The organism is Acidovorax sp. Root267 (genome assembly GCF_001429215.1).
Classification (GTDB): domain Bacteria; phylum Pseudomonadota; class Gammaproteobacteria; order Burkholderiales; family Burkholderiaceae_C; genus Acidovorax; species Acidovorax radicis.
Map to the genome: position 1 here is coordinate 77,659 of NZ_LMJC01000006.1, position 12,025 is coordinate 89,683.

Genomic DNA, 12,025 nt, shown 5'->3' on the forward strand with positions numbered 1-12,025 from the left:
TTGAGACGCTTTTTTAACTTCAAGGATTTTCATCATGAACAAGACCGCACGTTTCCTCTCCCTGGCCGCAGTGGCCGCTTTCGCCTCTTTTGGTGCCCAAGCCGACGAAGCCGATGCTTCGCAGTTCGCTACCAAGTTCGACACCAGCCGCACCCGTGCTGAAGTGGTTGCCGAAGCCGCATCCTCAGTCCAGATGCGCAGCCAGGAGCCTGCTGGCTCCCGCGTGGTGACCTACAAGTCCACGGCCGACCGCGCTGCAGTGCGTGCCGAAGCGGCTGCACAAGCCATGCGCACGGGCCGTGTTGGCCCCGCTGAAGGCGGTTGATTCTTTCTGAATCCACGGCTTTTCCCTTTGCGTATTCCAAGTACCTCACCCCATTTTCTGAATTTCACTGGAGTTTCACCATGAACAACACCGCACGTTTCCTCTCCATCGCCGCCGTTGCCGCTTTCGCTTCTTTCGGTGCCCAGGCTGACGAAGCCGATGCTTCGCAATTTGCCACCAAGTTCGACACGAACCGCACCCGTGCCGAAGTGGCTGCTGAAGCCTCTACGGTGGCACTGACCAGCAGCACCATCCCCGTGGGCTCGCGTGTCTTGTCTTTCACCTCCACGGCTGACCGCGCCGCAGTGAGCGCCCAGGCTGTCGATGCCCTGCGCACCGGCAAGATCTCTTCCGGCGAAATCGGCTCCCTGTAATTTGCCGCCCTGCACCGAGGTGCAGGTGGACAATTGCCCATGGAAAAGGCCGGGGCTCCTTTGGGAGCCCCGGCCTTTTTTTGCTTTCGTGCTGAGGGGCTAAGGGATGCACGCGGGCATCACTGCCCTGCAGCCCCCCTTCACCACACAGGTTTATTTACCAGCGCGTGCCTGGGCCACAGCACCCTGCACGTCCTTCCACAGCGCTTCCCCCACATTGGTGGCAATGCTGGCGTTCACGGCACCCAGCTTCTCGCGCATGCGATTGGCCTCGGTGGCAGGCAACTCATTGACCTGCATGCCCTTGGCCTTCAGGTCCGCCAGCGCCTTGTCGGCCTCGGCGCGCGTGTCCTGGCGCTCGAAGTCGCGGCTTTTCTTGGCGGCATCGAGCAGCACCTTCTGCTCAGCCTTCGAGAGGCCGTCCCAGTACTTCTTGCTGACCAGCACGATCCAGGGGCTGTAGACGTGGTTGGTCACCGTCAGGTACTTCTGCACTTCATAGAACTTGCTCGACAGGATGGTGTTGTACGGGTTCTCCTGGCCGTCGACCGTGTTGGTTTCCAGGGCCGTGAACAGCTCCGAGAACGGCAGCGGCACGGCGTTGGCGCCCAGGGTCTTGAAGCTGTCGAGGAACACGTTGTTTTGCATCACCCGCAACTTGATGCCGTTCATGTCCTCCAGCTTGGTCACGGGGCGCTTGCTGTTGGTCAGGTTGCGAAAACCGTTCTCCCAGTACACCAGGCCCACCAGGCCCTTTTCTTGCAGCTTGTCCATGACCTTCTGGCCCACCGGGCCGTCGAGCACCACGTCGGCTTCCTTGGCGTTGTTGAACAGAAAAGGCGTGTCCCAGATGGCCATTTCCTTGGTGATGCCCACCAAGGTGGCGGTGGAGCCCACCATCATCTCCTGCGCGCCGCCGATCAGCGCCTGCTGCATCTGCACGTCCGAGCCCAGCGCGGCGGCGCCGATGGCGCGCACCTTCATCTTGCCGCCCGAAGCTTTTTCGACTTCTTCTGCGAACAGCTTGGTGGCACGCCCCTGGTTGGACACCTCGTTGAGGCCATAGCCGAAGCGGATGATGCGCGGCTTGAAGTCCTGGGCTGCGGCCTGGAACGAGGCAGCAAGGGCGGCCACCGACAGGGCGGCCAGCAGGGTACGGCGGAAAGTCTTCATGGTTGTCTCCATTGGCAAGGGAAAGAAAGGCACGGAAAAACGGGGGCTCATCGGCATCACCGCATCCAGAGGACGGGCGCGGTCACGATCTGCGGGAATGCCACCAGCAGCGCCAGGATCAGCACGTAGGTGAACAGGAAGGGATTGACGCCCTTGATGACGCTGTGCATCGAGATGCGGCCCACGCCGGCCACCACGTTGAGCACGGTGCCCACGGGCGGGGTGATGAGGCCGATGGCACCGTTGAGCACGAACATCAGGCCGAAGTAGACCGGGTCGATCCCCGCCTTCACGGCAATCGGCAGCATCACGGGCGCGAAGATCAGGATGGTGGGCGTGAGGTCGAGCGCCGTACCGATGAGCACCAGCACGATCATCATCACCGCCATCAAGACGCGCGGGTTCTCCACCAGCGGGCCGAGCCAGCCGGTCAGCACGGTGGGCAGGTCGGCCAGCGTGATCATGTAGCTGGCCACCTGGGCGCCAGCGCACAGGAACATCACGATGGCGGTGGTCTTGGCGGCGCGCACCAGCACGCCGTAGATCTCGGGCACCTTCATCTCGCGGTGCACGAACAGGGCCACGGCCAGTGCATAGAAGGCAGCCACCACGGCGGCTTCGGTGGGCGTGAACACGCCCGACTTCATGCCGCCAATGATGATGAGGGGCATCAGCATGGCCCAGAAGGCCTTGACCGTGGCACGCAGACGCTCGCGCAGGGGCAGCGGCGCGCGGCTCGGTGGCAGGTCGATTCCGCGCAGCACCCAGCGCCACGCGAAGATCAGGCCCACACCCATCATGAGGCCCGGCACGATGCCCGAGACGAACAGCGCCGAGATCGAGGTGTTGGTGGTCACGCCGTAGATCACGAAGGGCATGGACGGCGGAATGATGGGCGCGATGATGCCACCCGAGGCGATCAGCCCGGCCGAGGTGTTCATGGGGTAGCCCTGCTGGCGCATCATGGGCAGCAGGATGGTGGCCAGCGCCGCCGTGTCGGCCAGGGCTGATCCGCTCATGCTGGCCATGAGCACCGCCGCGCCGATGGCCACGTAGCCCAGCCCGCCGCGGATGTGGCCCACCCAGGCCTGCGCCATGTCGATGATGCGCCGGCTGATGCCGCCGGAATTCATCAGCTCGCCGGCCAGGATAAAGAAGGGCACGGCCAGCAGCGGGAAGCTGTCGACCCCGGCCACGAGGTTCTGGGCCAGCAGCTGGGTGTCGAAGAAGTCGAGCACCCAGGCCATGCCGGCGCCGGTGAGCACCAGGGCCAGGCCCATGTTCATGCCGGTGCCCATGAACACCAGCATGCCCAGCGAAAAGACGATGAAAGCCTGAGCTTCGGGACCCATGTGCATCACTCCACTTCTGCGCCGTGACCCAGGTCCAGCGGCTTGCGTTGAATCAGTTCGATGAAGGCCATCACACCGATGGCCATCGCGCAGAGGAAGGCCGGTAGCGGCAGCAGCGCGGCCGAGTAGCCGAGCACCACCGAGTGGCTGCCCAGACCCACCACCACCTGCTGCAACGCTCCCCAGGCCAGCATGGCGCAGGCTGCGATCACCAGCAGCCGGATCAGGGCGCTGAGCAGTGCAAAAGCCAGCGGCCGCCGGGCCAGCAACCCGGCCAGGCTGGTAAAGGCCATGTGTTCACCCGCGGGGTAGGCAGCCGCCGCGCCGATGAACACCATCCACACGAACAGCAGGCGCGACAGCTCTTCGCTGGCCACCACGCCGCTGCCAAAGCCATAGCGCAGCACCACGTTGACGAAAACCGCCACGGCCATCACGCCCAGGCAGGCGGCCATCAGGGCCTCGGCCGTCCGGGTGAAGCGGCCCACCGGCCGGGGTGTGGGGGAATCGGGCGGGTGTGGTGTGTTGCTCATGCTGCCTCCGTGGCTGCAATCCAGGCGGACGCCTGTTGTTGAAGGGTTGCCAGGTCCACCGTGGCATCGAGCCGCAGCACCCCGGGCTCGCCCACGGGGGACTCCAGCGTGGCGAACTGGCTGTCCACCAGCGCGGTCGAGAAGAAGTGGGTGCCAGCCCGTGCCGCCACGCGCTGGCCGGCGCTGACACGGTCGATCTCCAGGAACACGAAGCGCAGGCCGGGGCACGCAGCGCGCAGGCGATCGCGGTACGCCTTCTTGAGCGCCGAGCAGGTCAGCACCACGCCCTGCGGGTGCGCCTGCAGCAGCTGGCCCAGGGTGACGAGCCAGCCCTCGCGGTCGGCATCGGTCAGCGCGACGCCTTGGCGCATCTTTTCGCGGCTGGCGGGACTGTGGTGGTCGTCCCCTTCGATCAGGGCCAGGCCCTCGGCCCGCGCCAGGGCGGAACCCAGACTGGACTTGCCGCAGCCTGCCACCCCCATGACCACCAGATAAACCGTTGACGGCAAAACACTCATATTGGTAGCGCTATCCAAACAACCCGTAAAAAAGGCATCCAATCCGGATGCCGCCAAAACTGTGGCAATTGATGTAACTTCGTCCAAAATGGCAAGCATTGCGTTGCTCCATTGCTTGGACAGCGCTATCCTAACCAAATCCACCCCTACATCAACGAGGGTTAACCCTTGAGCAAACCCGAGACAAAACGCCGTTCCAGCGGCCGCATCACGCTGAGCGACGTGGCCAAAGCCGCCGACGTGAGCCCCATCACCGCATCCCGCGCCCTGCGCGGCGAACGCGGCGTGGCCCAGGACCTGGTGCAACGCGTGAAGGACGCCGCCCAGCAACTGGGCTACGTGCCCGACCCTGCCGCCCGCGCACTGGCATCGCAGCGCAGCGTGCAAGTGCCGGTGCTGGTGCCCCTGCTGTCCAACGCGTTGTTCGTGGATGTGCTGGAGGCCGTGCACCGCACGCTGTTCCCCCTTGGCTACCAGGCGCTCATCGGCGTGACCCACTACGACCCCCAGGAAGAGGAACAGCTGCTGCGCACCTACCTGGCCCACCGCCCGGCGGGCCTGCTGGTCACCGGCTTTGACCGCACCGAGGCCGCGCGCCAGATGATTGCCGCCAGCGGCGTGCCCTGCGTGCACCTGATGGAAATGACCTCAGCCACTGGCGTGTACTGCGTCGGCTTTTCGCAGCAGGAGGCGGGCCACAGCATGACGGCCCACCTGCTGGACCGGGGCCACCGGCACATCGCGTTTGTGGCCGCCCAGCTCGACCCGCGCACCATGCAGCGCGCCGAAGGCTACCGCCGCTGCCTCAGGGAAGCAGGCCTGTACGACCCCAAGCTGGAGCTTCTCAGCCCCCAGCCCTCATCCATGCGCCTGGGCGGTGAACTTCTGGACGAGCTGCTGCGCACCCGCCCCGGCGTGGACGCCGTGTTCTTCTGCAACGACGATTTGGCCCAGGGCGGCCTGCTGGCCGCGCAACGGCTGGGCCTGTCGGTGCCCAGTCAGGTGGCGATTGCAGGCTTCAACGACCTGGCGGGAAGCGACCAGATGCTGCCGCCCCTGACCACCGTGCGCACGCCCCGCTCCGCCGTCGGCGAGGCCAGCGCAGGGATGCTGCTGGCGCTGATGCGCGGTGAGGTGCCGGAGCGCAATTCGGTGGATCTGGGGTTTGAATTGACGGTGCGGGGGAGTACGTAAGAACCTGTTCAAGATCTTTTCGGGGTCGCGCAAGCGCCTTGCAGGGAGGGGGTGCAAGGCGCGGTGCGCTGTGGATAGCCCGTGCTATCGGCAAGCGCCGCAACGCCGCAGACCGCCCGGCAAGGCACTTGCCCGAAGGGTTGGGGTGAAATCGGGCCAATGACCTCGGAGCTTTGGCGCCTCGGCTGCCTGCATGGGCATGAGCCCATGCGGCGCATCCAAGGCATCCACTCATCCCGATTGCACTCCAACGCGACCCCCGAAAAGATTTTGAACAGGTTCTTAGGGGGTATCGGGCTGTCACCCGACCGCCTGGAAATTTCTGGATGCCCCCTGGCTCCGGCGCTCAAGAAGCTTGCCCCCCATTTATCGTCAGGGCCGCGCTTGCGCGCGGGCCTGCAGGTAAATGGCGTCCCCTTGGTGTGGCGACTTGGGGGGTAGCACCTCGAGCACGGCAGCATCGCGCTGCAGAACCAGCACCCCCGTGCTGGTCTGAAAGTTTCCATTGCGACGGGAATGAAACACGTACTGAGCCTCTTTGCCCTCGTTGATAAATACCAGGAGATATTTGCCTTCAGGAACCGATGGCGGAGCATCCTTGAGACAGCCCGGCGCCAATCCGCCCAAGTCTTTGCACACAGCCTTCCGGGTGGTGTAAGGCGTGTAGATGCGCAATTGTGTCCACGCAAAGTCCGCGGCTTGGGTCATGTCCACCACACCCGTGCTGCGCGCTTGGGCGCCGATGTGGTCTGACACCGAAGATCCACCACAAGCGGCCAGCACTGACAAAGCCGCAGACACCGCAAACCGCCGCGACACCAGCACCCAAGGCGAATGGAACAAGCCCCGGTATGGCTTGCAGGTTCTAGCAAGCATTTTTCACCCCCAACAGCGAATGCAGCTCTTGGCACTCCACCTTGGAGAGCTCACGCTGGTGCATCCCAGCGACCAACACCTTTTGCATGAGGTTGACGGTGGACGTGGTGCCGTCGGAATGCGTCAGCGAAATCACGACCCCAGGACGGTAAGTGGCGGTGACAGGATGCCACCCCCAACGATGGCTCTGCAGCCATGCGGACCATTGCGCGACTTGTTCCGCCGAGAGTACTTGGGCGTCAGTGTGGGGTGCGCCACCCTGCCAATGGGTCACACGTGCCGAGGCAATCGGAGTGAACGTCTCATAGCATCCTGCAAGCAGGAGGCACAGCGCCGTGATCGGGACATGACGAAAGAACAATCGCATAGTGGGTGAATGAAATTCTCGAAGTCGAACTGTGCTGTGTTTTCAGCTACCCATCCCATCCCGTCTGGCGCCGCTCGCGCCGCGCTTCGAACCAAGAGGGCTCGACAACACCGCCCGGGCTTGGCTGGTACCGAAAGCATCATCTCCCTGGACATCGCCCCCTTTGAGACAGCGGGGCAGAAGAATCCTGATAATTATCTTGCGAGGCGCGAGCGCATACTTTCACAGCGGCGTGACCAGGTGCTGCAAATGTGCGAACCCTGCAGCCCGGGCAAAGCTTGGCAACGTCCAGATCGCGCCATTGACCCCCCAGGAGCCATCGTCGACTTCATGCAGGACGACGGAAGTGGCGAGATGGCGCGTTTCATCCAGCGGCATCGATTGCCTGAACGCTTCGTGCATCAAGCGCACGTAGTCGGCTCGCGACACCTTGTCGAGCACACCCACAGGCAGGTAAATCATCGCCATGCAAGGCAACATCTGAGAACCCACATCAGCGCCACCGCACGTCCAGCTGCTGACGGCGACTTCGCGGATCAACACCCAGCACAGTGCGCGTTTGCGCGGCTCGTCAGGAATTTGCTCGGCATGGGCTGCGGCTTCGTTGACGCGGCGAATCAAAGAGACTCGGGCATCGCCGGAAAAAGAACCTTCTGGCACATGGATCAGGATGGTTGGCATGGTGGGTCGCGGGATCACAGGGTTGTAGAAGACAACCATTGAACCGAATTTCCGAATGCGCTTAAAGTGTCTTTTTTGACATTTTTCACGCCAAATCAGCCATGCTCGATTTCACCATCCTGGTGCTTCCAGGGGCCTACGCAGCCAGCGTCGCCGCAACGCAAGACATGCTGCACGCGGCTTCGGTATTGGCACCCCGCATGGGCGATCGCAAGCCAGCGTGGAAGGTGGTCTCCCCGGATGGCGGCTCCACTGCACTCAGCGGTGGCCTGTGCATTGAAACGCGCCGTGCGCCGCTTCGGGCTGGCCGGGACACTTCCATCTGGGTCGTGCCTGGCCTGGGCCTCGACAGCATCGAAGCTGTTGTGCCGCGCTTGGCACAAGCAGATGCTCAGCGGGCAGCTAGCTTGTTGAGGCAGCACTCTGCCGCTGGGGGTATCGTGGCCGCGTCCTGCTCAGCGGTCTTCCTGCTTGAGCACGCGGGCCTGCTGCAAGGGCGCCGCGCTACGACCTCCTGGTGGCTGGCCACAGAACTACAGCGCATGGCACCAAAATGCTCGGTCAATGCGGATCGCATGATCGTCAGTGACGGCCAGGTGATCACGGCTGGTGCCGCATTTGGGCATTCGGACCTGATTTTGCATTTGCTGGGACTGCGTTTTGGCTCGAGCCTTGCCCAGGCGGTTGGCAAGTTGCTCTTGATCGAAGGGCGCCAAGCCCAAGCGCCGTTTGTGGTGCCGTCGATGCTGGCCAACGGGCATGAGTTGATCGGCCTGCTGATGCGGCGGATCGAATCCTCCCTACTGCACCCACCAAAAATCTCGGAGCTGGCCAGGGAATTTGCCATGTCCGAGCGCACGCTGGCGCGCCGCGTACGTGCGTACACAGGTCATGGCCCGTTGGCACTGGTGCAGAACGCGCGGCTTCAACAGGCGCGCCTGCTGATTGAGAGCAGCCGCATGACCATGGACCAGATTGCCGCATCCGTAGGCTACGAGGACGCTACAGCACTCAGGCGGATGGTGCGCAAGGTGACGGGAGCCAACCCGAGCCAGTTCCGGGGAGCGAGCAAAACAATCACCGACTGAACTGGAGAACCGGCCCAGCGTCACGAAGAACCAACCACCCCGCCCCACAACCACAGCAAAAACCATAGCGGGTAGCGCTTTCTGCAAAAGCGCTGGAGGCCCAAACCACTCCACAAGTTCTTCACACTACACCGCTGCCAGCGCCCGCTCCGACGACACTGCCTTCATCTCCTTGCGCAGCGCCACCGCATCCCGCACCTGCGCAGGCGCCGAGGCATCGACGCGGAACACCTTCACGGTCTCGGTCATCGTCTGGGCTTGGCCGTTCAGCTCCATCGCAGACGCTGCGTTTTCCTCTACCAGCGCGGCGTTCTGCTGGGTAATGGTGTCCAGCTGCGCAACGGCGGCGTTGACCTGCGAGATACCGCTGAGCTGTTCGTCGGACGCACTGTGGATCTCGCCGATCAGCGTGTTCACGCGGCGCACCAGCTCCAGTGACTCGGTCATGGTCTTTTGGGCCGCGTCGGTCTTTTGGTGCCCTTCGCTCACCTTGGCGGCCGAGTCGTCGATGAGCTGGCGGATTTCCTTGGCGGCCGACAACGTGCGGTGCGACAGGCTGCGCACTTCAGACGCCACCACCGCAAAACCCCGGCCCTGCTCGCCGGCGCGCGCGGCCTCCACCGCAGCGTTGAGCGCGAGGATGTTGGTCTGGAACGCGATGGAGTCGATGAGCTGCGTGATCTCGCTGATGCGCCCGGACGCGGCCTGGATCTGCTTCATGGTGCTGGCCACGCCGTCCACGGCCTCGCTGCTGCGCTCGGCCACCTGGGTGGCCTGGGTGGCCAGCACCGTGGCCTGGCGCGCCGATTCAGCCGTCTGCTTGACGGTGCCAGTGATTTGCTCCATCGACGCCGCGGTCTGCTCCAGGTTGCTGGCCTGCGCCTCCGTGCGCGATGAGAGGTCCTGGTTGCCTTGCGCGATCTCGCGCGTGGAGACCTGCATGTGCTCACTCTCCTGGCGCGCGTCCCGCACGATGGACAACAGGTTCACGTTGAGCTGGGCCAGCGCTTTTTGCAGCTGGCCCACGGTGTCGTTGCGGGACGCCGCGATCTTCTGGGTGAGGTCACCCGCCGCCATGCGGTTGGCCCAGCGCAGCATCTGCAGCAGCGGCGCCACGGTGGCGCGGTGCAGGTACACGGCCATGCCCACGGCCAGCAGCACCACCCCCATCCAGGCAGCCCCGCCCGCCAGGGTCATCGTGTGCCCGCCCAGCAGCGCTGCGCACCAGGACGCGACCACCAGCAGCAGTGTGCACAGCATGATCTTGCCCAGGGGCCCCGGTTGCAGCGCCCGGGCGATGCGGCCCGGCAGGCTGCGGGTGATCACCTGCCCTTCGCGCAGGGTGTGCACCAGGGTTCCGGCCTGTTTTTCAGCCTGCATCTGGCGGTAGAGCTGCTCAGCAGCCTGGACCTGTTCACGGGTGGCTTCGGTGCGCACCGACATGAAACCCGTGGGCTGGTCGCCCTGCATGAGCGGCGTGACGTTGGCCATCACCCAATAAAAGCTTCCATCCTTGCGCCGGTTCTTGACGGGGGCCGACCAGGGGTTGCCGCTGGCAATGGTTTCCCACATGTCCCGGAACGCTTCTTCGGGCATGTCGGGGTGGCGGATCATGTTGTGGGGTTGGCCCAGGAGCTCCTGTTTTTCGTACCCGCTGACCTCGATGAACATCGGGTTGCAGTACAGGATGCGGCCCTTGAGATCGGTGGTGGACACCAGGGTCTGGCCTTTGGGAAACGCATATTCCTGCGTGCTGACCGGGAGATTGACGCGCATGGAGAACCCTTTCGTGGAGGTGCCTTGCGCTCGCCCGGAGCACGCGGCCATTCAACTAAAAAAGCCGTTGCCATGCTAGGCCCAGGATTGGCAATAGGGAAACACTGAATGCGCATGGCGGACGCGCCCGCCACATATCACCAACATGGTGCACCGCACCAATACCATGCCCACCCTCCACGCAGCCACGCACCATTCCAGGGGCTTGCTCGCCAATTACTATGATTTATATAGCAAATAATCGATAACAGATAAGCGCTAGGGCCCGTTTCCTTTCAAAAATCCATCCCCACAGGCGCTGGCATAACCATTGCTTGATCACCTGCGCAGCCAACGCAGGCTGCGTGACAGCCCGGTGCAACGGCGGATTGGGCGAACAAGACGTTGGCGTCTTCATGGGGTGTGCTGGGGCTGGCAAACAACCAAGCCCGCAGAGCCCGTGTTGGCGTCTTTTTGTTTTCTGCCCGGCTGCGGGTGTGCTGGCAACAGCACAGCAGCCTCTTTGCGCAAGATCGCCATGCTTCAATTTCGAGACTTTCTCAAGTCAGGCCACGCCCCCACGCTGTGGTCGTCGTTCCTCTATTTCGGCTTCTCGTGCGCAATCTGGGTGATCAACGGCGCGATGGCACCTTTCATCCGCGAGGCCTTCCAGCTCACGCCGACGCAGATGGGCATGATGCTGTCCATCCCCATCTTTGCGGGTGCGCTCATGCGTTTTCCGCTGGGCATCCTGGCGCAGTACATCGGCCGCAAGAACGCCACGTTGGTCGAGATGGCGGGCATCTTCCTGGCCATGGGCTACGGTTTCCTGTTCGTGCACACCTACAACGACCTGCTGGCCATGGGCATTCTGCTGGGCGTGGCGGGAGCCAGCTTTGGTGTGGCGCTGTCGCTGGGCTCGGGCTCGTTTCCGCCGCGCTACAAGGGCCTGGCCATGGGCATCGTGGGTGCCGGCAACGTGGGTACGGCGGTGGCCGCCCTGCTGGCCCCCGCGCTGGCGCAAAAGTTCGGCTGGCAGGCCGTGTATGGTTTTGCCGCCGTGAGCGTGGCCATCCCCGCGCTGGTGATGGCCATCTACGCCAAAGAACCTCCAGACCTTGCGGCCCACAGCAGCTTTCGTGAACACATTGCCTGCCTGTTCGAAAAGGACGGCTGGGCCTTCAGCCTGATCTACGCCGTGACGTTTGGCGGTTTCATCGGCCTCACCGCCTTTTTGCCCAGCTACTTCTACGACCAGTTCAGCGTGAGCAAGGTACAGGCAGGCCAGCTCACGATGATGGCGGCCTTTCTGGGCGCGGCCCTGCGCGTGTTTGGCGGCTGGCTGTCGGACCACTGGGGCGGCGTCAACACACTGACGGGTGTGCTCGCCATCACGGCCGTGAGCATGGTGCTGTGCGGCCTGGCAGAGAACTCACTGCCCATCACCATGCTGCTGTTCCTGGTGTGTTTTGCAGCGCTGGGCGCTGGCAACGGCGCACTGTTCCAGCTGGTGCCGTTGCGCTGGCCACTGACCACGGCGGTGGCGGGCTCGATGATCGGCGAGATCGGCGCGCTGGGCGGTGGCCTTATCCCCAACGGCATGGGCATTTCGCGCCAGTACACCGGCACGTACCTGTGGGGCTTTGTGGGCATCGCAGTGTGTGCACTGGCCATGCTGCTGCTGCTGCGCGTGATGCAGATCCGCTGGACGCGGACCTGGGCCGAACGCGGCGGACGGGCCAGGACTTCTTCCTGAGGCGTTGCGGCTTCCTGCCTGCCCCTCTGGCGT

Annotated in this window: 12 protein-coding genes; 5 read left to right on the top strand and 7 right to left on the bottom strand. The window is 63.7% G+C overall.

Annotated features, from left to right (window positions below):
• The first annotated feature begins 34 nt into the window (after window positions 1-34).
• Together ASE39_RS07815 and ASE39_RS07820 are read left to right on the top strand one after the other, a co-directional pair.
• Window positions 35-325, top strand: a complete 291-nt coding sequence (locus ASE39_RS07815) for a DUF4148 domain-containing protein (RefSeq protein WP_057222925.1) — start codon at window positions 35-37, stop codon at window positions 323-325.
• Between the two features lie 80 nt (window positions 326-405).
• Entirely contained in the window at window positions 406-699 is a 294-nt protein-coding gene (locus ASE39_RS07820; RefSeq protein WP_029413438.1) for a hypothetical protein, read from the top strand.
• A gap of 153 nt (window positions 700-852) precedes the next feature.
• Here ASE39_RS07820 and ASE39_RS07825 read toward each other — a convergent pair whose 3' ends face one another.
• From ASE39_RS07825 to ASE39_RS07840, 4 genes are read right to left on the bottom strand one after another with little or no spacing between them, the layout of a single operon-like run.
• The gene (locus ASE39_RS07825; RefSeq protein WP_010460030.1) at window positions 853-1,872 is read right to left on the bottom strand and encodes a TRAP transporter substrate-binding protein; all 1,020 of its coding nucleotides are present in this window, start codon (window positions 1,870-1,872) and stop codon (window positions 853-855) included.
• 56 nt (window positions 1,873-1,928) lie between these two features.
• Window positions 1,929-3,182 (bottom strand): TRAP transporter large permease subunit, encoded by a 1,254-nt coding sequence (locus ASE39_RS07830; RefSeq protein ID WP_140426719.1) that lies wholly within the window; start codon window positions 3,180-3,182, stop codon window positions 1,929-1,931.
• A 47-nt stretch (window positions 3,183-3,229) separates the two neighbouring features.
• Window positions 3,230-3,757 (bottom strand): TRAP transporter small permease subunit, encoded by a 528-nt coding sequence (locus ASE39_RS07835; protein ID WP_057270756.1) that lies wholly within the window; start codon window positions 3,755-3,757, stop codon window positions 3,230-3,232.
• Complete coding sequence (locus ASE39_RS07840; protein WP_242421381.1) at window positions 3,754-4,275, bottom strand: gluconokinase; 522 nt, start codon at window positions 4,273-4,275, stop codon at window positions 3,754-3,756. Before ASE39_RS07840 ends, ASE39_RS07835 begins: the two co-directional genes overlap by 4 nt.
• Window positions 4,276-4,443: 168 nt before the next feature.
• Here ASE39_RS07840 and ASE39_RS07845 point away from each other — a divergent pair, with 168 nt between their 5' ends.
• Window positions 4,444-5,469, top strand: coding sequence for a LacI family DNA-binding transcriptional regulator (locus ASE39_RS07845; protein WP_057222921.1), 1,026 nt, complete (start codon window positions 4,444-4,446; stop codon window positions 5,467-5,469).
• A 372-nt stretch (window positions 5,470-5,841) separates the two neighbouring features.
• Here ASE39_RS07845 and ASE39_RS07850 read toward each other — a convergent pair whose 3' ends face one another.
• Together ASE39_RS07850 and ASE39_RS07855 are read right to left on the bottom strand one after the other, a co-directional pair.
• The gene (locus ASE39_RS07850; RefSeq protein WP_140426713.1) at window positions 5,842-6,183 is read right to left on the bottom strand and encodes a hypothetical protein; all 342 of its coding nucleotides are present in this window, start codon (window positions 6,181-6,183) and stop codon (window positions 5,842-5,844) included.
• A 751-nt stretch (window positions 6,184-6,934) separates the two neighbouring features.
• Window positions 6,935-7,393, bottom strand: a complete 459-nt coding sequence (locus ASE39_RS07855; protein WP_242421382.1) for a tautomerase — start codon at window positions 7,391-7,393, stop codon at window positions 6,935-6,937.
• Window positions 7,394-7,494: 101 nt separating this feature from the next.
• Here ASE39_RS07855 and ASE39_RS07860 point away from each other — a divergent pair, with 101 nt between their 5' ends.
• Window positions 7,495-8,481, top strand: coding sequence for a helix-turn-helix domain-containing protein (locus tag ASE39_RS07860; RefSeq protein WP_057270760.1), 987 nt, complete (start codon window positions 7,495-7,497; stop codon window positions 8,479-8,481).
• A gap of 126 nt (window positions 8,482-8,607) precedes the next feature.
• Here ASE39_RS07860 and ASE39_RS07865 read toward each other — a convergent pair whose 3' ends face one another.
• The gene (locus ASE39_RS07865; RefSeq protein WP_057270761.1) at window positions 8,608-10,257 is read right to left on the bottom strand and encodes a PAS domain-containing methyl-accepting chemotaxis protein; all 1,650 of its coding nucleotides are present in this window, start codon (window positions 10,255-10,257) and stop codon (window positions 8,608-8,610) included.
• 517 nt (window positions 10,258-10,774) lie between these two features.
• Here ASE39_RS07865 and ASE39_RS07870 point away from each other — a divergent pair.
• Window positions 10,775-11,992: an MFS transporter gene (locus ASE39_RS07870; protein ID WP_057270795.1), complete on the top strand. Its 1,218-nt coding sequence runs from the start codon at window positions 10,775-10,777 to the stop codon at window positions 11,990-11,992.
• Window positions 11,993-12,025 lie beyond the last annotated feature (33 nt).

Bases quoted from the DNA above. Each gene is read 5' to 3' on its own strand.
- ASE39_RS07865 (WP_057270761.1), bottom strand. From the start codon at position 10,257: ATGCGCGTCAATCTCCCGGTCAGCACGCAGGAATATGCGTTTCCCAAA.
- ASE39_RS07825 (WP_010460030.1), bottom strand. From the start codon at position 1,872: ATGAAGACTTTCCGCCGTACCCTGCTGGCCGCCCTGTCGGTGGCCGCC.
- ASE39_RS07855 (WP_242421382.1), bottom strand. From the start codon at position 7,393: ATGCCAACCATCCTGATCCATGTGCCAGAAGGTTCTTTTTCCGGCGAT.
- ASE39_RS07860 (WP_057270760.1), top strand. From the start codon at position 7,495: ATGCTCGATTTCACCATCCTGGTGCTTCCAGGGGCCTACGCAGCCAGC.
- ASE39_RS07870 (WP_057270795.1), top strand. From the start codon at position 10,775: ATGCTTCAATTTCGAGACTTTCTCAAGTCAGGCCACGCCCCCACGCTG.
- ASE39_RS07820 (WP_029413438.1), top strand. From the start codon at position 406: ATGAACAACACCGCACGTTTCCTCTCCATCGCCGCCGTTGCCGCTTTC.
- ASE39_RS07840 (WP_242421381.1), bottom strand. From the start codon at position 4,275: ATGAGTGTTTTGCCGTCAACGGTTTATCTGGTGGTCATGGGGGTGGCA.
- ASE39_RS07835 (WP_057270756.1), bottom strand. From the start codon at position 3,757: ATGAGCAACACACCACACCCGCCCGATTCCCCCACACCCCGGCCGGTG.
- ASE39_RS07815 (WP_057222925.1), top strand. From the start codon at position 35: ATGAACAAGACCGCACGTTTCCTCTCCCTGGCCGCAGTGGCCGCTTTC.
- ASE39_RS07830 (WP_140426719.1), bottom strand. From the start codon at position 3,182: ATGCTGGTGTTCATGGGCACCGGCATGAACATGGGCCTGGCCCTGGTG.